Genomic DNA, 21,266 nt, shown 5'->3' with positions numbered 1-21,266 from the left:
GCCATATGCCGCCGGGCCATTCACCGCCAGCTTCAGGCTGCCAGGCGCTGCTCGCGCCTGGCGACGATTTCGGCCCAGGCCGGCTCCAGGTCCACGTGACCGACGAAGCCGCCAGCCGACTTCACTTCCCCTTCCGCCTCGATCCCATGCGCGAAGCGCACCGCCGGATCGTCCTGCAGTTGCCGATAGAGCCGGTCCAGGTTCGGATAGTCGGCACGGTTCACCACCCCGTGATAGTCCGTCCAGCGCGCAATGCCGGCGAAGTAGGCATCGACCACCGTGCGCCGATCGCCGAGCAGCCACGGACGATCGCCGAGCATCGCGTCCAGCTGCGCATGCGCCTTCTTGACCTTGGTCGTGCCGTATTCACGCAGCACCGCCTTGGTGGTGTCGTCGCTGGCGTGTTCATACAGATGCCACAGCGGCACGAAGGCGTTGAAGAACGTCGTGTTCAGGTAAGCCAGCATCTGATTGAGCCGGTCGAATTCCGGCGTCCCCTGGGCAAAGCCGATCGACGCCTCGATGCCCCGTGCGCCGATCCAGTTCATGATGGCCATGCTTTCCGTCACGATCGCGCCGGCATCGGTGGCCAACGCCGGCGTTTCGCCCACCGGGTTGATGCGGCGGAAGGCTTCGCTGGTGACAACCGCAGGCATTTCGATCCGGCTCAGCCGATACGGCTGACCGAGCCATTCCAGCGCGACGATGGAACCGAACGAGCAGCCCGACGGGACGCCATAGAAAAGGATGGGGGTCATTGTGTTTCTCCGATCAAAGGGCCCGAACGCCGGGCCGACGGAGAGACTATAGATTTGTGGACATTGAAGCGGTAGTCGGTAAAAATTCAACGCAACGTCCATATTCATGGACTTTGATATGGGTTGCCGCCGACTTCGATGCTGAATCTGAACGACCTTTCCCTGTTTGTCGCCGCCGTGGAACATGGCGGCTTTGCGGCCGCCTCGCGGCAGCTCGGCATTCCGAAGTCGACGCTAAGCAAGCGCGTGGCCGAACTCGAGCAGCGGCTGGAGGCGCGGCTGATCCACCGGAGCTCCCGCAGCTTCACGCTGACCGATGTCGGCCGCGCCTTCCACGAGCACGCGCGCGCCGCGCTGATCGAGGCCGAGGCCGCGCATGACGTGGTGCGCCAGCGCGCCGCCGAGCCAAGCGGCACGGTGCGGCTGACTACCTCGGTGCCGGTCGCGCAGCAGACGTTGGCGCCGCGGCTGCCCGAGCTGGCGATCGCTTACCCCAGGCTGCATATCCAGCTGGACGTGTCCGACCGCTTCGTCGATGTCGCGCAGGAGGGCTACGACCTCGCAATCCGCAGCCATTTCACGCCGCTGCCTGACTCCGAGCTGGTGCAGCGGCTGCTGTCGACGGAGCCCATCATCCTCGTCGCCGCACCACGCTATCTCGACGCCGCCGGTCCCTTGCAGACGCCCGAGGCGCTGGCCAGCCACGACGCGCTGCTGACCGGTCCGATGGCGACAAGCTGGCGGCTGGACCGCAATGGCGAGACGGTCACCGTCAATCCGCGCCGACGCATGACCGCCAACGAATCGACCGCGCTGCTGAGCGCGGCCGTGGCCGGTCTGGGCGTGGGCTGCCTGCCGTTGTCGGTCTGCCGCGCGGCCCTGCAGCGCGGCGAGGTGGTGCGCGTACTGCCCGACTGGACCGCGGGCCGCGTGATGACCTCGATCGTGATGCCGCATCGGCGAGGACAGCTGCCGGCGGTACGGGCAGTGGTCGAATTTCTGGTCGAATGCTTTGCCGAGGAGTGAGCTGGACCGATCGGTTTGCCCGTCTCTCTTCTTCTCTTCCTTCTTCTCCCGACTCCCCGCCTCCGCTCAAGTTTTCCCGCCAATTGCCGTTGTCTGACATCGACCCCCGAAGCAATCGTCAGCGAAGGGGCGGCAACACAAAAGCGAACAGAGCGAAATTGCATCTGCGCGCGGCCCGTCCGCGCGCTTTTCGTTTCGCCGCGATTCAATGTCCATCAGGTAGAAGAAATGAAAAACTTGGGAATAGGGGCGCGCCTTGGCATCGGCTTTGGCGTGGTATTGCTGCTGTCCACGCTGATGACCGGACTAGGCGTCCTGCGGCTGCAGCAGGTTGCGGAACGCACGCATGACATGATGCAGCAGCCGCTGGCGAAGGAACGGCTGGTCAGCGACTGGTACCGCTACATGCATACCAGCGTGCGCCGCACCACCGCGGTGGCCAAAAGCTCGGACCCGACGCTCGGCGCGTTCTTCGCGAACGAGACCAAGGCCTCGGTCAAGGCGATTGCCGATCTGCGCGACAAGATCGAGCCGATGCTGACCACCGATGCGGAAAAGCAGGCCTTCCAGACCATCCTGCGCGTGCGCGACCCGTACAACAACTCGCGGGACAAGATCACCAAGCTCAAGCAGGAAGGCCTGACCGACGAAGCGAATGCCGTGCTGGAGAAGGAATTCGTGCCGGCCGGCGACGCCTACCTCGGCGAAATCCAGAAGCTGCTGGACATCCAGCGCGCCAGCATCGACGCCACCGCGCGCGACATCCAGGTCGTCTACCAGACCGCGCGCAGCCGCCTGATCGCGCTGGGCGTGCTGGTGCTGGGCATCGGCATCGCGTTCTCGATCTGGCTGACCCGCGGCATCACGCGTCCGCTGCATCGCGCGGTGAACATCGCCCGTACCGTTGCCGCCGGCGACCTCAGCGCCCGCATCGACGTCGACAGCAAGGATGAGACCGGCCAGCTGCTGCAGGCCCTCGCCGAGATGAACGGCAATCTGCTGCGCATCGTCAACGAGGTGCGCGTCGGCACCGAAGCCATCGCGACGGGCACCAGCCAGATCGCCAGCGGCAACACCGACCTGTCGCAACGTACCGAGGAGCAGGCCGCCTCGCTGCAGGAGACGGCCTCGAGCATGGAGCAGCTGACCAGCATCGTTCGCCAGAACGCCGACAACGCCAAGCAGGCCAGCCGGCTGGCGGTCGACGCCTCCGACATCGCGGTCAAGGGCGGCAATGTGGTCGGCCAGGTGGTGGACACCATGGACGAGATCCACGGCGCGTCGAAGAAGGTCACCGACATCATCGCGGTGATCGAGAGCATCGCCTTCCAGACCAATATCCTGGCGCTGAACGCCGCGGTCGAAGCCGCGCGCGCCGGCGAACAGGGCCGCGGCTTCGCGGTGGTTGCCGGCGAGGTGCGCAGCCTCGCGCAGCGCAGCGCCACCGCGGCCAAGGAGATCAAGTCGCTGATCGATGCTTCGGCCGAGCGCGTCGAGAAGGGGTCGCAGCTGGTCTCCGAAGCGGGCCAGACCATGGACGAGATCGTCGGCGCGGTCAAGCGCGTCACCGACATCATGGGCGAAATCAGCGCGGCCTCGGCCGAGCAGAGCGCCGGCATCGAGCAGGTGAACCAGGCGGTCTCGCAGATGGACACCGTGACGCAGCAGAACGCCGCGCTGGTGGAGCAGGCCGCTGCAGCGGCGGGCTCGCTGGAGGAGCAGGCGCAGCGCCTGAAGCAGGCGGTGTCGACGTTCCGCCTCGGTGCGGCGCAGTTGGCGGCATAACCTCCGCGGGGAACCGGTCGTCCCGCCTACGGGGGACGACCGGGAACAACGTCATGAATACGGGCCGCAATGCGGCCCGTATTCGCTTCTATCGATCGGCGATATCAGCCGCGATCAGCCGTCTACCACCGCCAGCGCGCGCCCAGATTTCCGAATATCGCGTCGCGCTGATTGCCGTCCAGATTGGTCGTATAGCCGACCGTCGCATACAGCGCGCTGTGCCTGCCAAGATTTGCCGCGACGCCGGCGCCAATCTGTCCCGCGGTACCGCGCACGCTCGTGCCGATCGTCGTGGCTCCGAAGTGCGCCTCGTCGCTGCCGCCAAAGGCGCGCAGCAGATTCACGCGCAGCCACGGTTGCCACTGCACGCCGCGCGACTCGAACGACGTTTCGAGACGCGCGCCGAGGCGGCCGAGCCAGCCGCTGGTGCCCTGGAACGACACCGTCGAGATGCCGTCGTCCAGCGAGTCGACCCAGACGCGCTGCCAGATCAATTGCGCTTGCGGCTCCAGCGTCCAGCGGGCCGACAGCGCCAGCGGAACACCCGTCTCCAATGAGGCGGCCAATGCCTTGCCGTCGGTCTCCGCCCCAATGCCGCGGTGCGAACGGGGATCGATCGTCAGCTTGCTGCCCTGAATCACCGCGTCGGTGTACCAGCCGCCGGGGCCCACATGCGTCCAGTAACCGCCCACGCTGTACGCGTCGACGGTCAGCCGGCCAGCGCTGTAATCGGAGAATCCCAAGGCATTGCCGCTGACGTCGCCACGGGCGCGTGCATAGCCGAAGTAGGCGCCATAGTGGTTGCGATGGCCGTCCGGTGCCGCATCCGCGTAGAGATCGTGGCCGACTTGCAGCCCAACCATGTTGCCGTCGAAGCGGGACCGTGCCTCGCCTCCTTGCCGTGCCTCGTTGTGGCCGCCCCAGACGCGTCCCCAGGCGGCGGCTACCCGGCCCTTCTCGGCCAGCAGGGACTGGCGCCCCTGGCGATCATGGAAGGTGCCGAGCTGTTCGATACCGAGTTGGCGCACAACTGCAGGAAGCTCGGCATAGACGGGCACTTCCATGCGGTACAGCGGAATCGGGTCCGCGCCGGCCGCAGGCGCCAGCGGCAGTGGCGGCGTGCCGGGCGCTGCCTGCGGCGGTTGCGAAGGCGGCGGCGGCGGCGGTTCGGGCTGTCCGGGTGCCGGTGCTGGTGCCGGCGCGGGTGCGGGCGCAGGCGCCGGTTGTGGCGGCAGGCTGGAACGCAGATACCAGTTGTCGCCAGTGCCTGCGCTGACCCCGCCCCTGAACAGATAGTAGGTATAAGCACCGGCGCTCAGCGACCCGCCGGCCAGGGCGAAACTGCCAGCGCTGGTCGTCGCGCCATTGGTGGCAAGCACGACCGGAATGCCGTCGCCGCTTGTCAACGCGCCAAGTCCGCCGACATTGGTCACGCCAATGGTCGTGGTGCCGCTGCCGGTGCCCTGCGAGATGGCGAGGGAATCGGACGGGGACCCATCGCCCCCGAGCGCGGTCTGCACGAGCAGGCGTCCCTCGTTGCCGGTGTAGTTGCCGGCGATGGTCAAACGATCGTTGGTGTTGTTGCCTCCGCCGGTCAGATCGATGGTGCCCGCATTGGTGACATTGACCAGTCCGCCGCTATTGGCGCTGGCAATCGTGCTGGCCCCGATGCCGCCTGCCGACAGCCGGCTGGTGGCGTCGATCGACAGCGTGCCGGCACTGGCACTGCCGTCGCCGAGCGTCAACGCCGGATCGATGGTCAGCGCACTGGCATTGGTCAACGCCAGCGTCTCGAAATTGCGGAGCCGGCCGGCACCGGTCAGGATCGTGTTGTCCAGCGTCAGGCTGTCCTCGCCAAGACCGCCGTCCATCGCATTGAGGTTGGCCAGATGGGTATCGCGCAGATTGCGCAGAATCGCGGTATCGGTGCCGCCGCCGAGCGAGACCTGGCCACCGATCGTGCCGCCGCCGTCCCAGGTAAATCGGTCGGTGCCGGTCCCGGTGAAATAGCCCTGCCCGATCGTGCCGCCGGTAACGGTGGCAACGTTGTTGCCATTGCCGAAATCGACCACGCCGCCGACGCTGCCGCCCGACATGATCAGCGTATCGTTGTTGCCCCAGGCAATGATGTCCCGATCGACGGTGCCGCCGGACATCCGCATCACGTTGTTGCCGATATTCAGATCGATCATGCCGATGCGGCCGCCGGTCATCGTGGCGAAATCGCCGTTGGAAAACACGTCGACGATATGGCCATCCGACATCGTGAAGTTGTCCACGCCGTCGGCGGTGCGAATGGCGCCGCGCACCGTGCCGCCGCGCATATCGAAATTGTCCGCGCCATTATTGGTCTGCACCGCGGTGCCGACGCCGGCGATATTGCCGGTATTGACGATGGTCACACCGACGTTCGGCGCGCTGCCGGCCGTGGCGATAGCCGTGCCCGCCGTCGCGGTGATATCGCCGCTATTGACGATGGTGGCCGCGCCGCCGAGCTCGATGCCGCGCGTCCCGCCGACGATGGTGCCGGCGTTGTCGATGCTGACCGGTCCACCGGTCGTCACCACCGCACGGCCCGGCTCGCTGGAAATCGTGGCGCCGGCAGCGTTGGTCAGCGTGGAGTTGGCCCCGAGCGAAACGCCGACGCCGGCCGTCCCTGTGGCGGCCACGCTGCCCTGGTTGGCAACGCGGCTTTGCGCGCCGACCGCAACGGCGGCGGTGTCACCGACGGCAATGCCCCCGCCGGGAACGACATTGACGGTGACGTCGGTGCTGCCTGTCGCAGACACGACAGGCGTGATTTCAGGATTGGGAGTGCCGGTGCCGCACGTGGCGGTCTGCCCGGTGGCTGGATTGAGGATATCGCATGCAGCCAGCGCGGCATCGGGCCGCATCATTGACAACATGAAAACCACTGGCGTCAGCCCGTTCGCCCGAAGCCAATGTTGGACCGCGACCGCTATTGGCCGTAATTGCATGGAAGCCCCCTGTTCGTAAGCAATTCTTATTCATCACATGCCAGGAGGATTAATAGTGCATAAGCCTGCTCATCGCCAGCCTCGGGTATTTCGACTTTTCTTTTTCCGGATTAAGAAATATTGAAAACGGACACGCCGCATCGGCGCGCAATGCTTGTCAAAACTACCCACGGCGTTGCCGGACAAAGCCGTTATCACCGGCCCCTTGAACCGTGGCGCAGATCGTGCGTGGCTCGAAGCCGCAGCCAATCGGACTGGCTGCAACTGGTAACCGGAGGATCTGCAATGAGCATCTTTGGCGAAATCCTGAACAGGCTGCGCGGCAAGGCGCGGCCAGAGCCTTCCACGCAGGCGCAGCAGCCGCAAACCGGCACCGCGGGGCAGCCGCAGACCGGCGCTTCCGGCCAGACGCAGACGGCTGCGCCGCCGGCCACGGCACCGGTCACCGCGGGCGTTGGTGCCGGCGGTGCGGGCACCGCAGGGGCGGCGGCCGGCGGGACGGCCACCACAGCGTCCCAGGCGCCGCTATCCGAGGTCGACGTGGAGAAAATCCTCGATGACCTGGCGCAGCAGAGCGGCCAGAAGCTGAACTGGCGCACCTCGATCGTCGACACGATGAAGGCGCTCGGGCTCGACAGCAGCCTGGAGCATCGCAAGGAGCTCGCGCGCGAGCTGCAGTACAACGGCGACATGAATGACTCGGCCGCCATGAACACGTGGCTGCACAAGCGCGTGATGCAGGAACTGGCCCGGAACGGCGGCAAACTGCCGCCGGAATTGCGCGATTAACGCCGCGCTGCAGTCGGAAGGAAAACGGGCCGCGTTGTCGGCCCGTTCGACTTACGACGAGCGCTTACGACGAGCGCTTACGACCAGCGCGTGTCGGGATCGAGCGGATAGACCGGGCGCGCCACGCGCTGGAACGGGAAGCGCTCGTAGCGCGAGCTGGTCACGCCCTCGCCGTCGCATTCGACCACGGCGCGTGCGATCGGTACGAACACCGGCCGGCAGTACATGCGCGACTTCAGCAGCAGGAAACGCGCGCGATGCGGGTCCACGCCGATATGCGTGAATATGCCGAGATCCCAATGCTCCTGCGGCGTTTCGACGATCACGATCTGCGCCGCGCCGATATCGAGCAGGGCGCTGCGTCCCATGCGGATGCGCTGCCCGGTATAGGTCGGACCGCTGATCACGTATTCGCCGTCGCCGAGCGCGGCGACCTTGCCGGTCAGCGGTTTCGATTGCGGGTAGATGCCGAGCTGGGTCAAGGCCACCTTGTCGCCGACCGGCAGCGTCACCGTGGCGCCAACGCCGGCGGCTACCAATGCCGCCACCGCTTCCTGATCGCACACCGGGCCGACCGCAATGCCTGTCAGGCCCTGCGCCAGGGCTTCGTGCAGCACGGCCATGTTGTCGCAAGTGCCGCCGGACATGCAGTTGTCGCCGTGATCGAGCAACAGCACCGGGCCCTGGCCCGGCGCGTCGGCGAGCTCGGCGGCACGCGCGATGGACTTGGCCAGCGGCTCGCTGTCGTAGACGAAGCCGGCGCGATCGTCCCAGATCTGTTGGGCGATGCGCTGCGCGACCGCGTCGGCCGCTGCTGCGTCGCCGTCGCCGACGACGATCACGCTCAGGCATGGCGCAGCGATATCGGCCAGGCCGAAGCCGGCCAGCACCGACACCCCCAGCATGCCTTCCGCCTCCGCCTGCTTTGCCAGCGCCACCGCGCGCTGCATCGCGCCCTCATCGGTGCGGCTGCACAGCGTATGGGTCAGCAGCGGCAAGCGGCGCCAGGCGACCACCGGCCTGGTGCGGCCCGCGATATGGTCCAGCAGCAGCCGGCCGGCATGCTCGCCTGTCTCGTACATGTCCACGTGCGGATAGGTCTTGAAGCTGACCGCCACGTCGACATGGTCGATCAGCCTCTGCGTGATGTTGCCGTGCAGGTCCAGCGCGACAGCGATCGGCGCGTCGGGCAGCACCGCCCGCAGCCGCTCGAGCAGGTCGCCCTCGCCGTCGTCGCTGTTCTCGGCCACCATCGCGCCGTGCAGGTCCAGCATCACCGCATCGCAGCCCGGCGCGGCCTCGACGATCGCGTCGCACAGCGCGGTATAGGCCTGCGCCGCGACGCGGCCGCTCGGATTGGCGCCGGCGATGACCGGAACGACGATCTCCGCGCCAGCGGCCTCGGCAAGATCGATAAAGGCGCCGGCCGCAGTGCGCGTGCCCCGCGCGGCGCGGTAGCCGTCCTCGCCATAACGCGGATCGAACGACGCCAGCGGCGTGGGCACCGGCGAGAAGGTATTGGTCTCGTGGTTCAGGCGGGCGATCAGGATTTTCATCGCGTCAGTCCGGTTGATGCGGCGGTGGGTCGGGGCCGTGTCAGGCAGAGAGGTCAGCGCCGCCGCGCGGCATCGAGCATCGCGTGCAGCAGCACGTTGGCGCCCGCTTCCAGATGCTCGGGGCGCGCGTCCTCGATCTCGTTATGGCTGATGCCATCCTTGCAGGGCACGAAGATCATCGCGGTCGGCGCGACGCGGGCCAGATAGACGGCATCGTGACCGGCGCCGCTGACCACTTCCATCGCCGACAGCCCCAGCTGCGCAGCGCCGTCGCGCACGGCCTGCACCAGCCGCGGCTCGAAGGGCTGCGGCGGGAAGTAGACGACCTGCCTGACATCGATGTCGATGCCCGAGCGTTCAGACAGCGCTGCGCAGGCCCGATGCAGGGCGGCGTCCATCGCGGACAGCACGGTGTCGTCGGCCGCGCGCAGGTCCACCGTCATCGACACGCGTCCGGGGATCACGTTGCGCGAATCGGGATGAACCGACAGGCAGCCGACCGTGCCGCGTCCGTGCGGAGGATGGTCCAGCGCGATGCGATTGACGATGCCGACCAGTTCGGACGCCGCCAGCAGCGCGTCGCGCCGCAGCGCCATCGGCGTCGGGCCGGCATGCGCCTCCATGCCGGTCAGCACCACGTCATACCAGCGTTGTCCCAGCGCGCCGGTGACCACGCCGATCACCGTGTCGTTCGCTTCGAGCACCGGCCCCTGTTCGATATGGGCTTCGAAATAGGCGCCCACCGCGCGGCCGCCCACCGGTTCCGCACCCGCATAGCCGATCTCGCGCAGCGCATCGCCGACCCGGACACCATCGCGGTCCGTCTGCGCCAGCACGTGGTCGAGCGCGAACTCGCCGATGAAGGCGCCCGAGCCCATCATCACCGGCACGAAGCGCGAGCCTTCCTCGTTGGTCCACACCGCGACCTCGAGCGGCGCCTCGGTGACAATGCCGGCGTCGGCCAGCGTGCGCAACACCTCGAGGCCGGCCAGCACGCCGTAGTTGCCGTCGAACTTGCCGCCGGTCGGCTGCGTATCGATATGGCTGCCGGTCATCACCGGCGGCAGCGTGTCATCGCGGCCGGGCCGGCGGGCGAAGATATTGCCGATCGCATCGACGCGTACCGTGCAGCCGATCGCCTTGGCCTCGGCGACGAAGAAATCGCGGCCCTGTCTGTCGAGGTCGGTCAGCGCGAGCCGGCAGACGCCGCCCTTGGGCGTCGCGCCGATCTGTGCGAGCCGCATCAGTGCGTCCCACAGGCGCGCGCCGTCGATGCGCAGCGTGGCGGTGCCGGCCTGCGTGGTTGTGGTGGGGGTGTCTTCTGCCATGTCCGTCGACTTGCTACGAGTTCGAGATTCCGTGATTCCGTGATTGCGCTGTATCGCCATGCCGCGATTCCGCCATTTCATTCAAGTCGCCAGACCTACGCCAAGGTAGCGGTCCTTGACCGCCTCGTCCGCGATGAACTCGGCGTTGCTGCCGGTGTAGACCACCGCGCCCTGCTCGATGATCACGTGCCGGTCCGCCAGCTGCGTGCAGACTTCCAGGTTCTGTTCGACCAGCAGGATCGGCACGCCGGCCGCGCGGATCGCCTTCAACTGCGCGACGATCTCCTCGACGATCACCGGCGCCAGCCCTTCCACCGGTTCGTCCAGCATCAGCAGGCGGGGATGATTCATCAGCGCACGGGCAATGGCCAACATCTGCTGCTCGCCGCCCGAGAGGTTGGCGCCGCTGTTGCGGCGGCGCTCGCGCAGGCGCGGGAATATCTGGTACACATCGTGGAGTTGCCACGGCGAATCGCGGCGGGCACCGAGCTTGAGATTCTCCTCGACGGTCAGCAGCTTGAAGATGCCGCGATGCTCGGGCACGAAGCAAAGCCCCTGCGCGGCAATGCGATGCGGCGGCAGTCCGGCGATATCGTTGCCGCGAAACAGCACGCGGCCACCGCGCGGCGGCACCACGCCGGCGATCGCCTTCAGCGTGGTCGACTTGCCGGCGCCGTTGCGTCCCAGCAGCGTGACCAGTTCGCCCTCGCCCACCGCGAGCGACACGCCCTGCAGCACGTGGCTCTTGCCGTAGTAGCCGTGGATGCCTTGCACATCGAGCATCGTCATCGCTGGCCTCCGGTGATCATGTTGCCCAGATAGGCGGCGCGCACGCGTGGGTCGCCGCGGACGCTGTCCGGCGGGCCTTCCATCAGCACCTTGCCCTGCTGCATCACCGTGATGGTGTCGGAGATGTCCATCACGATGTCCATATTGTGTTCGATCAGCACGACGGTATGGTCCTCGGCCAGCCCGCGGATCAGCCGCTTCATCGCACCGAGATCGTCGACCCCCATGCCCGAGGTCGGCTCGTCGAGGAAGATCGCGCGCGGCCGCGCGGCCAGCGCCATGCCGACTTCGAGCCGGCGTTGCTGACCGTGCGACAGCGCACCGGCCACCGCATCGGCGACGCGGGTCAGCTCCAGCCGCTGCAGCACACGCTCGACGGTGTCGGTACAAGCGAGCTCGCCCACCGGCCGGCGCCAGCAGTTCATCGCGCGCCGCGGCTGCGTGCCGAGCGCCGCCAGCCGCAGGTTCTCGCGCACCGACAGGTTGGGGAACAGGCTGGTGACCTGGAACGAGCGCGCGATGCCGCGCTGCACGCGCTGATAGTCGGTCTCGCCGGTGACGTCGTGACCGTCGAACACGATGCGTCCGCTGGTGACGCTGCGCGTGCCGGTCAGCATATGGAACAGCGTGGTCTTGCCGGCGCCGTTCGGCCCGATCACCGAATGCACGGTGCCCGGCATCACGCGCAGGTCCACGCCGCCAAGCGCCATGAACTTGCCGTACTGCTTGACCACGCCGGTGGCCTCGAGGATCGGGGCGGTCATGCGCGTTCCTCCCGCGTGGCGACCACTTCCGCGGCGGCTTCCGTGTCGGGGCCGATCGCGGCCGGCTCGCGGCGGATGCCGCGCAGCCGCAGCCAGATCGTCGTGCCCAGTCCCCACAGGCCGCGCTGCATGAACAGGCTGACCGCGATCAGCAGGAAGCCCAGCAGCATCAGCCAGCGCGGCCACAGCGTCGACAGCCAGTCGGCCAGCAACACATAGAACGCCGCGCCGAGCACCGAGGCGAACACGTTGGCGGTGCCGCCGATCACCGTCATGATGAGGATCATCTCGCTGACGTGGTAATCGATATTGGCCAGCGGCGCGATGCCGGTCAGCATCGCGTGCAGGCCGCCTGCCAGGCCCGTCACCGCACCCGAGATCACGAAGGCCAGCAGCTTGAATGCCTTGACGTTGTAGCCGACCGCGAGCGCGCGCTCCTCGTTGTCGCGGATCGCCAGCAGCGTGCGGCCGAACACCGAATCGGTGACGCGCAGCACCAGGAAGAACACCAGCAGGAACAGCACCGCGACGAAGCCGTAGAACTGCCACGGCGAGGCGAGCGACAGCAGTTCGCGGCCGGCAATCGACAGCGCGGGGCGGGGAATGTCCAGCAGGCCGTTGTCGCCGCCAGTCAGCGACGGCACCGAATAGGCCAGGAAATAGAACATCTGCGAGAACGCCAGCGTCAGCATCACGAAGTAGGTGCCGCGCTGCCGGATCGAGAACCAGCCGACCAGCGCCGCCGCGACCGCGCCGATGGCGATCGCCAGGGCCAGCGACAGCGGCACGGGCAGCGCGATGCGGGTCAGGGCCAGCCCCAGCGAATAGCTGCCCAGACCGAAGAAGATGCCCTGGCCGAACGACAGCAGGCCGGTATAGCCCAGCAGCAGATTGCAGGCCATCACGGCCATGGCGTAGATCAGCACCTCGGTCGCCAGCGTGCCGGAGCGCAGCGTGAGCGGCAGCAGCAGCGTGACGGCCAGCGCCAGCCACCAGAATCGATACGCCATCAGCCCCTCCCCAGCAGGCCGTGCGGGCGCAGCAGCAGCACCGCGGCCATCGCGACATAGATCATCAGCCGCGCGCCCTCGGGCCACAGCGTGCTCATCAGGCTTTGCACGACGCCGACCAGCAGGCCGCCGATCAGCGCGCCGGTGAAGCTGCCCATGCCGCCGACCACCACGACGATGAAGGCCACGCCCAGCGCCTCGACCCCCATGAAGGGTTCGGCGCCGCGGATCGGCGCGGCCAGCACGCCGGCGATCGCGGCGGTTGCCGCGCCGAGCGCGAACATCAGGCTGAACAAGCGGAACACGTTGATGCCGAGCAGCGACACCATCTCGGTCGACTCGCTGCCGGCACGCACCGCGCTGCCCAGCCGCGTGCCTTCCAGCAGCCACCACAGCGCCACCGCCAGCAGCGCGGTGAAGGCGATCACGAACAGCCGGTACTTCGGATAGATGAAGTCGCCCCACATCACCACACCCTGCAGCGCGTCGGGCGGCGGCACATCGACGCCCAGCGGGCCCCAGCCGACGATGATCAGCTCCTGCACCGCGAGCGCGAGGCCGACCGTCACCAGGATATGGAACTCATGGGGCTGAGCGTAGACCTGGCGCAGCATCACGCGCTCGATCAGCCAGGCGAGTGCGGCGATCACCAGCGGGGCGAGCACCAGTGCCGCCCAGAAGTTCATGCCGAGCTGCAGCGCCTGGAAGCACAGATAGGCGCCGAGCGCGTAGAAGGCACCGTGCGCGAAATTGACGAAGCGCAGCAGGCCGAAGACGATCGACAGGCCGACGGCCAGCAGGAAATACAGCATGCCGATGCCGATGCCGTTGATGACCTGCAACAGGTAGACGTTCATGAAGCGCTTTTCGCTTTTGCTGTCGCGTTGGATAGCGCCCTCAGACCACCGAAAGGCGCAACTTTCTCCCTCTCCCCCTCAGGGGGAGAGGGTTGGGGAGAGGGGGTGGTTTCAAACCGCGACGGCATGATCACCGCCCCATGCCCTCTCCCCCGCCCCTCTCCCGCGAGCGGGAGAGGGGAGAAACCAAGCAGGATCGCTTACGCCATCTTGCACTGGGTCTGCTCGGGCGGCAGGAAGGCCTTGCCGACGCTGATCACGTCGGCGTAGTCGTCCTTGTCCTTCATCTTGCCCTTGGCCTTGCCCTTGAGCAGGTAGTAGTTCTTCAGCACCTGGTGGTCGGCGGCGCGGATTTCCTCGGGGCCGGTCAGGCCTTCGTACTTGAGCCCTTCCATCGCCGCGATCACGGCCTTGGGGTCGGCGCTGCCGGCCTTGACCATCGCGTCGAGCATCAGCTTGGTGCAGATGTACGAGCCGGCCAGGCTGTAGTTGGGATTGGACTTGAACGTGGTCTTGCAGCGCTGCACCAGATCGCGGTTCAGCGGCGTATCGACGCCGTGCCAGTATTGCGCGCCGAAATAGACCCCGTCGCACAGGTCCGCACCGAGCGATTCGAACTGCTCCAGCCCGGACGCCCACGCCAGCAGGATCGTGGTGTTCTTCTTCATGCCGAAGCTGACCGCCTGGCGCAGCGTGTCGGCCGATTGCGAGCCGAAGTTCAGGATCAGCAGCACGTCGGGCTTGGCCGCGATCGCATTGGTCAGATAGCCGCTGAATTCCTTCTCGTTGAGCGCGTGGTAGCTGTTGCCGACGTGCTCGATGCCCTTCTCCTTGAAGATGTTCTTGGCGGCCGACAGCAGGCCCTCGCCGAACACGTATTGCGGCGTGATGGTGTACCAGCGCTTCGCCTTGGGCATCGACTCGATCAGCGGCCGAACGGTGCGCTCGATCGCGCCGTAGGTCGGCACCGACCAGCGGAAGGTCGCGCGATTGCAGTCCTTGCCGGTGATTTCGTCGGCGCCGGCGGTGGTGACGAAGACCCCGCCGAACTTCTCGGCCTCCTTGCCCATCGCCAGCGATTCCGACGACAGGATGCCGCCGGCGAAGTAGCGCGCATTCTTCTGCTGCGCCAGCTCCTGCATCTTGCGCACCGCGGTGGCGGGCTTGCCTTCGGTGTCGAGCACGCTGTAGCGCAACGGCTTGCCGAGCACCTTGCCGTACTGCTCGACGATCAGCTTCATGCCGAGGTCTGCGAACTTGCCGTTGGCCGCGAACGGGCCGGACATCGGTACCGGGCAACCAAGTTCGATCGCGTCGTCGGCGGCCAGCACGGCGCCGGCACGCAGCAGGGAAGCGGGAACGGCGGCCAGCGCGCCGAGTTTGAGCACGTCACGACGATTCAAAGCTCACTCCTTGGATCTGTGGGGTCCATCGAAAGGGAAGGTCCGGCACGCGACAGGATCGCAACAGCGCTACAGCAAGAATCGAACCCGTTTATTCTATTTATACGTATAAACTGGTTGAAGGCATCATAGGAGCCGGTTTGCGCGACTGTCAATGAAGCGCCGGTCAGGGTTTACCTGCGCCCGCGGACGCGAACCGGATGCGCGATGGCGGTGCCGCGCGCACCGCGATGGACCGCCGCGCGAACTGCACTGCGCCGGCGCAGCGCATGCCGCACCGGCACGGCGTTCAAACGAAAGGAAGGACAATCCATGGTGACGTTTCGCGGCGCGAAGGCGCCGGCTCTGGCGATTCGCAAACAGAAGCGCGCCGATCTGGTCGCAGAGGAACTGAAGCGCCTGATCACCGAGCGCGATCTGAAGCCGGGCGACAAGCTGCCGCAGGAGATCAAGCTGCAGCAGACCTTCGGCGTCAGCAAGAGCACGATTCGCGAAGCGCTGAAGTCGCTCGAGGTGCAGGGGCTGATCAGCGTCAGCACCGGCCCGGCCGGCGGCGGCACCATCGTCGAGGTGCCGCTCGATCGCACCTTCCAGCTGATGCAGAACTATCTGTTCTTCAAGGACGTCGGCATCGCGGACGTCTATACGGTGCGCCGGCTGCTCGAGCCGGAGCTGGCCGCCGGCGCAGTACCGCATCTGACCGAAGACGACTTCCGCGCGCTCGAACACACGATCGACCTGTGCGACCCCACCTCGGCCTCGGCCGCCGCGCTGCTGGACCAGCGCCAGGAGGATCTGAGCTTTCACGACATCCTGGCCGCCGCCAATCCGAATCCGATGCTCCGTTTCTGCTGCGAGCTGATCAACGAGATGCTGCGGCAGCTGGTGGTGTTCGGCAACGACACGCCGGCCTGCGAGCACGAGAAGTTCGGTGCGTCGAATGTCCGCTTCCACAAGAAGATCGTGGCGGCGGCCCGCGCGCGCGATGCCGAGCAGGTCCGCAAGCTGATGGCCGCGCATATGCAGGACTGCACGCGCCATATCACACGGATGAACGGGCGCGTGCATGGGCGCCTGGTGCTCGATTCGGAGCTGCCGCGACGGTCGCTGGTGGTAAAGCCACGGGATCGGGAGCCTTCCGAGACGTCTTGAGCGAAACGATGCCCCGTTGTTTTTATGGAATGGTGCACGACTTCAACATCGCTGCGTCCGCATTGGCGCGCCGTTCCCTGGCTGCCGGTGCCGTGCGACAATCGCCGCCCATCTCCCCTCGATCTTCATACCGACACGATGAAGCAATCTGCAGAAGTCAGCGGACACGACGTCACGGGAACGCGCGAGGCACGGACCCCGTGGACTGACCTCGATGAGCAGGGAACGGACCTGACGGTCGAGGATTTTCTGACCACGATGCTGACGCAGCTGGTCAATGCGCTGCGCCGGACCGTGACCCAGCCCTATGCGGAGCAGTTCGAATTGACCGTGCCGGAATGGCGACTGTTGGCGTTGCTGGCGCATGCCAAAGAATTGCCCTTTGCCGAACTGGTGGTCCAGTCGACCTCGGACAAGGCCCTGGTCAGCCGGACCCTGCGGTTGCTGGAGCAGCGCCGACTGGTGATGCTGACCTCCGCTGGCAAAACACCGCGCAAGAAGTTGATCTGCAGAATCACGAACGAAGGCATGGCCCTGCACGATCAGGTAATTCCACTGGCGCGACGCCATCAGGCCGCCGTGCTGCGGCTATTGGACACCGGCGAGCGCGAGGCGCTGTATCGCGCGCTGAGGCGGTTGCATACGCAATGTGTGATGGGTGCCGGCCTGGACGGAGGCTCGTCCGGGGCCGGAAAAGCGCACTGAGGAGACATGGAGGCCGCGATTGCGGTCTCGCTGGCTGCGGCTCCGGCTCGGTTGCCTCTGTGCCGGAGCCGGATCGAGCGCCGGCCGGCATGCCGGCCGTGCAACGTCATGCGGACGTGTCTTCAAAGACGTCGGACAGCGTGTCGGCACGGAGCAATCGCGCACCCCACGCACTGATTTGCGCCTCGGTCGCGGCTTCGATTCTTGTCAGAACGTACGCCGGCAATTCGCCAAAGCGCTCGATCAGCAGCGTCTTGAGCAGCAGAGCCTCTCCCTCCAACCTTCCTTCAAGCCTGCCTTCAATACGTCCCTTCTCCCTTCCCGCTTCCTCGTATTGGCGCTCCCACACCTTGAAGCTCTCAGCCAGTTTCATCTTCAGCTCCGATGTGTGATGGGTGTCGGCCTGGACGAAGGCTCGTCCGGGGCCGGCAAAGCCCACTGAGCAGACATGGAGGCCGCGATTGCGGCCTCCATGTCTGCGGCTCCGGCTCGGTTGCCTCTGTGCCGGAGCCGGATCGAGCGCCGGCCGGCATGCCGGCCGTGCAACGTCATGCGGACGTGTCTTCAAAGACGTCGGACAGCGTGTCGGCACGGAGCAATCGCGCACCCCACGCGCTGATTTGCGCCTCGGTCGCGGCTTCGATTCTTGTCAGAACGTACGCCGGCAATTCGCCAAAGCGCTCGATCAGCAGCGTCTTGAGCAGCAGCGCCTCGCCCTCCAACCTGCCCTCCAACCTGCCCTCCAACCTTCCTTCAAGCCTGCCTTCAATACGTCCCTTCTCCCTTCCTGCTTCCTCGTATTGGCGCTCCCACACCTTGAAGCTCTCAGCCAGTTTCATTTTCAGCTCCGTGAAGTTTTTCACCATCGGTATGACCAGCGTGTTGCCACTGCGACGACCGATCAGCTCAGGCAGAACGTTGAGAAACGTCCGCGTCAATTCAGGGTCCTCGCCCTTCAGTATCTCGGCCAGTTCGTCCAGCAACGCCTCAACCTCCCCCCGGCTTACCGCCTCCTCCAACTGCATCAGCACGGCGACCGGGTTGCGCATCGCGCGCAACTGATCCTTGTTGAACCGTCCGCTGTCGAGCAGCAGATATTTAAACTTGGGCAGGTACTCGCCGACAAGACCGGGCACCGAGGGCAGCATCGCCGCAATGTCGGTGGGCGCGTCCCACGGAACATCGCCGTTGTACAGAACGATCGGTAGCACCGGCGGAATGCCATTGCGAGGCTTCACATATTGATTACGAATCAGGTTCTGATAAAACAGCCCAAGGTAGGCCATCATCCGCACCGGCATGCCGTAGTCGACCGTGCTCTGGAACTCCATCATCAGATATAGGTAAACCCAATCGTCGTCACCGGCACGGACACGCCACACAAGATCGTTGGCGCGCTGGCGCAGGTCGTCCGAGACATATTGGCAAGCGACGTTTTCCAGCGTGCTGAAGTCCAGCCGCTGAAGCCATCGGTCCGGGATGAAGCCCGAGACCAGTTTGCGGACCATCCCGGGCGAGGAGAATAACTGTTTGTAGCTGGCGTCTTCGAGTTGAACCATGGCGAAACATCGGGAATGTCGAAGCCGACATCTTTCCCGGCATGGCCCGTCGCGGCTTCACAGAAGGACACGCATTTTGCGTTTCATGCCGCCGTGGTCCGACATTGAGAATCGTCTGAGCGGCAGGCCGCCCTGGCCGCCAGCAAGCGCGAACGAAATCGCCGACACTATCCGGCGTTGCAGCAGAACCTCAATCGGCATGCCGCCGGGCTGACCGGCGATGCAAAGGCCCCCAACTCGAAGGAGACATCATGAGCCAAAAGAAAGCCATCCTCGTCATCGGTGCCGGCGACGCGACCGGCGGTGCAATCGCACGACGCTTTGCGCGCGAGGGCTATATCGCCTGCGTGACGCGGCGCAATGCCGACAAGCTCGCGCCGCTGGTTCAGCAGATCGAAGCCGAGGGCGGCATCGCGCATGCGTTTGGCTCGGACGCGCGCAAGGAAGAGGAGATGGCCAGCCTCGTCCAGCAGATCGAAGCCAACATCGCGCCGATCGAGGTGGCGGTGTTCAATATCGGCGCGAACGTCCGCTTCGATGTCGTCGACACGACGGCCCGGGTCTATTTCAAGGTCTGGGAGATGGCCTGCTTCGCGGGCTTCCTGATGGGCCGCGAGACGGCGCGCGTGATGGTACCGCGCGGCCGCGGCTCGATCTTCTTTACCGGGGCGACGGCCAGCCTGCGCGGTCGCGCCGGATTCGCGGCGTTCGCCGGGGCCAAGCACGGCCTGCGCGCGTTGGCCCAGTCGATGGCGAAGGAGCTGGGGCCGCAGGGCATCCATGTCGCCCATCCGATCATCGACGGGGCCATCGACACGGCCTTCATCCGCGAGAACTTCCCCGAGCGCTATGCGCTGAAGGATCGCGACGGCATCCTGAATCCCGAGCATATCGCCGACGCCTACTGGATGCTGCACCAGCAGCCGCGGGACGCATGGACGCACGAGCTCGATCTGCGGCCGTGGATCGAGGCGTGGTGATTGGCTGGGTCGCTGGTCCCCGCCTGCGCGCGGACCAGCGACTGACGCAGCGCGTACCGCTCAGCGTCCCCGGTCGAACATCCCGGCCAGACGTTCGAACGTCAACTGCTCGGCCTCCTGGACGATGCGGTCGATCAGCGTCTTGACGCTCGGGATATCGTGAATCAGCCCGGCAACCATGCCGCAGCTCCATGCCCCCGCCTCGACATCGCCCTCGACCATCACCTTCGGATAGATGCCTGCAACCTGGTCGTAGATATCCGAGATCTTCAGATCGGCGCCCTTCTCGCGCTCGATCTCGAGCAGACGCTCGACGCCGCCATTGTTCAGCACCCGCTCGGTATTGCGCAGCGCCCGCATGATCAGCCGCGTATCGAGCTCGCTCGCCTCGACGATCGCCTGCTTGACGTTGATGTGAACCGGCGCTTCTTCGGTCGCCAGGAAGCGCGTGCCCATATTAATGCCGTCGGCGCCCAGCGCCAGCGCGGCCACCAGGCTGCGGCCATCCGCCATGCCGCCGGAAGCCACGAACGGAATCTTCAGCGTCTCCGCGGCCCCCGGCAGCAGGATCATGTTCGGCACGTCGTCCTCGCCCGGATGGCCGCCGCATTCGAAACCGTCGACACTGGCCGCATCGCAGCCGATCTTCTCCGCCTTCAGCGCGTGGCGCACCGACGTGCATTTGTGAATCACCTTGATGCCGGCCGCCTTCAGTGCCGGCATGTACTGCTCCGGGCTGCGGCCGGCAGTCTCGACGATGCGTACGCCGCCTTCGGCGATGGCAGCGATGTACTCCGCATACGGCGGCTCCGCGAACGTCGGCAGAAAGGTCAGATTGACGCCGAACGGCTGGTCGGTCATCTCGCGGCAACGCGCGATTTCCCTGGCCAGCAGTTCGGGCGTGCGCTGCGTCAGCGCCGTGATGATGCCCAGCCCGCCGGCATTGGAAACGGCCGCTGCCAGATCGGCAAGACCGACGAAATGCATGCCGCCCTGGATGATCGGGTAGCGGATCGAGAACAGTTCCGTGATGCGTGTTTTCATGGGCAAGAAGGCTCCGAATCAGTGAAAAGGCGGCCTCGGTCAGGCGTCGCGCGCCCGCACGATTTCCTCTTCGACGTCGCGCAGGCTGTCCTTGCCGAAGAAGATTTCCTCGTTGACGAAGAAGGTCGGCGCGCCGAAGGCGCCGCGCTCAAAGGCGTGCTGCGTATTGGCCAGCAGCGTCTCCTTGACGGCCGGCTGGTTGATCGCCTCGAGCAGGCCGGCCGCGTCGAGTCCGGCTTCGTTCAAGGCGGTCTCGATCACGGCCGGATCGTCCATCTTCAACCCGCGCTCCCACATCGCGCCGAAGACCGCATCGACATAACGCTCGAAGCTGCCATCATGATTCGCCGCGACCGCGCCCCGCATGATCTGCAGGGTATTGACCGGAAAGTGCGGATTCATTCGAAACGCGGTCAGGCCATGCCGCCTGATAAAGCGCTCCATCTCCAGCCGGCCGTATTCCGGCTTGTTCCGGATTCCCGCAAAGGCCTCCATCGGAGAGCGATTGCCGGTCAGCCGGAACAGGCCGCCAAGCAGAATCGGCACGTATTCGAATTTGATGCCTGTCCGCGCTTCGACAGCAGGAATGACCTTGTGCGCCAGATAGGCGTTGGGACTGCCGAAATCGAACAGGAACTGCACGCTGATGGTACGCATCGGTTGTCTCCACCTCGGATGGTGATATGGCCGGACGATCTCGCCGTCCGGTTCTCCGCAACAATGTACCGTCGCGCCGGTTTTTGGCAAGATTTTCCGCGGTCGTTCCACCATGCAGATCGCAAC

At 65.9% G+C, this 21,266-nt stretch carries 19 protein-coding genes; 6 read left to right on the top strand and 13 right to left on the bottom strand.

Annotation, left to right across the window (positions count from 1 at the left end; translation table 11 throughout):
- Positions 1–32 precede the first annotated feature (32 nt).
- The gene (locus J5T34_RS18095) at positions 33–758 is read right to left on the bottom strand and encodes a glutathione S-transferase family protein (RefSeq protein WP_208581426.1); all 726 of its coding nucleotides are present in this window, start codon (positions 756–758) and stop codon (positions 33–35) included.
- A gap of 138 nt (positions 759–896) precedes the next feature.
- Here J5T34_RS18095 and J5T34_RS18090 point away from each other — a divergent pair, with 138 nt between their 5' ends.
- Together J5T34_RS18090 and J5T34_RS18085 are read left to right on the top strand one after the other, a co-directional pair.
- Entirely contained in the window at positions 897–1,784 is an 888-nt protein-coding gene (locus tag J5T34_RS18090) for a LysR substrate-binding domain-containing protein (protein WP_208581425.1), read from the top strand.
- 228 nt (positions 1,785–2,012) lie between these two features.
- On the top strand, positions 2,013–3,569 hold the full coding sequence (locus J5T34_RS18085) for a methyl-accepting chemotaxis protein (RefSeq protein ID WP_208581422.1): 1,557 nt from the start codon (positions 2,013–2,015) through the stop codon (positions 3,567–3,569).
- A gap of 122 nt (positions 3,570–3,691) precedes the next feature.
- Here J5T34_RS18085 and J5T34_RS18080 read toward each other — a convergent pair whose 3' ends face one another.
- Complete coding sequence (locus J5T34_RS18080; RefSeq protein ID WP_208581420.1) at positions 3,692–6,358, bottom strand: autotransporter outer membrane beta-barrel domain-containing protein; 2,667 nt, start codon at positions 6,356–6,358, stop codon at positions 3,692–3,694.
- 474 nt (positions 6,359–6,832) lie between these two features.
- On the opposite strand from J5T34_RS18080, the gene J5T34_RS18075 reads away from it, so the two are divergent.
- Complete coding sequence (locus J5T34_RS18075) at positions 6,833–7,336, top strand: DUF3597 domain-containing protein (protein ID WP_208581418.1); 504 nt, start codon at positions 6,833–6,835, stop codon at positions 7,334–7,336.
- A 77-nt stretch (positions 7,337–7,413) separates the two neighbouring features.
- Here the strand turns inward: J5T34_RS18075 and J5T34_RS18070 are convergent, their stop codons facing one another.
- The 7 genes from J5T34_RS18070 to J5T34_RS18040 all read right to left on the bottom strand — a co-directional run bounded on the left by J5T34_RS18070 (position 7,414) and on the right by J5T34_RS18040 (position 15,043).
- On the bottom strand, positions 7,414–8,892 hold the full coding sequence (locus J5T34_RS18070) for a M81 family metallopeptidase (protein ID WP_208581416.1): 1,479 nt from the start codon (positions 8,890–8,892) through the stop codon (positions 7,414–7,416).
- A 53-nt stretch (positions 8,893–8,945) separates the two neighbouring features.
- A complete protein-coding gene (locus tag J5T34_RS18065) occupies positions 8,946–10,220 on the bottom strand; it encodes a Zn-dependent hydrolase (RefSeq protein WP_208581414.1) in 1,275 nt (424 codons plus the stop codon).
- Between the two features lie 81 nt (positions 10,221–10,301).
- Positions 10,302–11,003: an ABC transporter ATP-binding protein gene (locus J5T34_RS18060; protein WP_208581495.1), complete on the bottom strand. Its 702-nt coding sequence runs from the start codon at positions 11,001–11,003 to the stop codon at positions 10,302–10,304.
- Between the two features lie 2 nt (positions 11,004–11,005).
- Positions 11,006–11,773 carry an ABC transporter ATP-binding protein gene (locus J5T34_RS18055; protein ID WP_208581412.1) on the bottom strand — a complete coding sequence of 256 codons (768 nt, stop codon included), beginning with the start codon at positions 11,771–11,773 and terminating at the stop codon, positions 11,006–11,008.
- Positions 11,770–12,783 (bottom strand): branched-chain amino acid ABC transporter permease, encoded by a 1,014-nt coding sequence (locus tag J5T34_RS18050; protein ID WP_208581410.1) that lies wholly within the window; start codon positions 12,781–12,783, stop codon positions 11,770–11,772. The genes J5T34_RS18055 and J5T34_RS18050 overlap by 4 nt, the downstream gene beginning before the upstream one ends.
- On the bottom strand, positions 12,783–13,640 hold the full coding sequence (locus J5T34_RS18045; protein WP_208581408.1) for a branched-chain amino acid ABC transporter permease: 858 nt from the start codon (positions 13,638–13,640) through the stop codon (positions 12,783–12,785). The genes J5T34_RS18050 and J5T34_RS18045 overlap by 1 nt, the downstream gene beginning before the upstream one ends.
- A 200-nt stretch (positions 13,641–13,840) precedes the next feature.
- Positions 13,841–15,043, bottom strand: coding sequence for an ABC transporter substrate-binding protein (locus J5T34_RS18040; protein WP_208581406.1), 1,203 nt, complete (start codon positions 15,041–15,043; stop codon positions 13,841–13,843).
- A gap of 312 nt (positions 15,044–15,355) precedes the next feature.
- Between J5T34_RS18040 and J5T34_RS18035 the strand changes: the two genes are divergently transcribed.
- A complete protein-coding gene (locus tag J5T34_RS18035; protein ID WP_208581404.1) occupies positions 15,356–16,195 on the top strand; it encodes a FadR/GntR family transcriptional regulator in 840 nt (279 codons plus the stop codon).
- Positions 16,196–16,333: 138 nt separating this feature from the next.
- Positions 16,334–16,900: a MarR family winged helix-turn-helix transcriptional regulator gene (locus tag J5T34_RS18030; RefSeq protein ID WP_208581403.1), complete on the top strand. Its 567-nt coding sequence runs from the start codon at positions 16,334–16,336 to the stop codon at positions 16,898–16,900.
- 106 nt (positions 16,901–17,006) lie between these two features.
- Here J5T34_RS18030 and J5T34_RS18025 read toward each other — a convergent pair whose 3' ends face one another.
- A complete protein-coding gene (locus tag J5T34_RS18025) occupies positions 17,007–17,273 on the bottom strand; it encodes a hypothetical protein (protein ID WP_208581400.1) in 267 nt (88 codons plus the stop codon).
- A gap of 175 nt (positions 17,274–17,448) precedes the next feature.
- The gene (locus J5T34_RS18020; protein ID WP_208581398.1) at positions 17,449–18,459 is read right to left on the bottom strand and encodes an Rpn family recombination-promoting nuclease/putative transposase; all 1,011 of its coding nucleotides are present in this window, start codon (positions 18,457–18,459) and stop codon (positions 17,449–17,451) included.
- Between the two features lie 251 nt (positions 18,460–18,710).
- Here J5T34_RS18020 and J5T34_RS18015 point away from each other — a divergent pair, with 251 nt between their 5' ends.
- Positions 18,711–19,439, top strand: a complete 729-nt coding sequence (locus tag J5T34_RS18015) for an SDR family oxidoreductase (protein WP_208581396.1) — start codon at positions 18,711–18,713, stop codon at positions 19,437–19,439.
- A 60-nt stretch (positions 19,440–19,499) separates the two neighbouring features.
- Here the strand turns inward: J5T34_RS18015 and J5T34_RS18010 are convergent, their stop codons facing one another.
- Together J5T34_RS18010 and J5T34_RS18005 are read right to left on the bottom strand one after the other, a co-directional pair.
- Positions 19,500–20,483, bottom strand: a complete 984-nt coding sequence (locus J5T34_RS18010) for an NAD(P)H-dependent flavin oxidoreductase (protein ID WP_208581394.1) — start codon at positions 20,481–20,483, stop codon at positions 19,500–19,502.
- A gap of 39 nt (positions 20,484–20,522) precedes the next feature.
- Positions 20,523–21,140 carry a 2-hydroxychromene-2-carboxylate isomerase gene (locus J5T34_RS18005; RefSeq protein WP_208581392.1) on the bottom strand — a complete coding sequence of 206 codons (618 nt, stop codon included), beginning with the start codon at positions 21,138–21,140 and terminating at the stop codon, positions 20,523–20,525.
- Positions 21,141–21,266 lie beyond the last annotated feature (126 nt).

The organism is Cupriavidus gilardii, from assembly GCF_017598945.1.
GTDB classification, from domain to species: domain Bacteria; phylum Pseudomonadota; class Gammaproteobacteria; order Burkholderiales; family Burkholderiaceae; genus Cupriavidus; species Cupriavidus gilardii_E.
The sequence above is the reverse complement of the archived record's forward strand: the minus strand, read 5'-3'. Positions and strand labels throughout refer to the sequence as shown.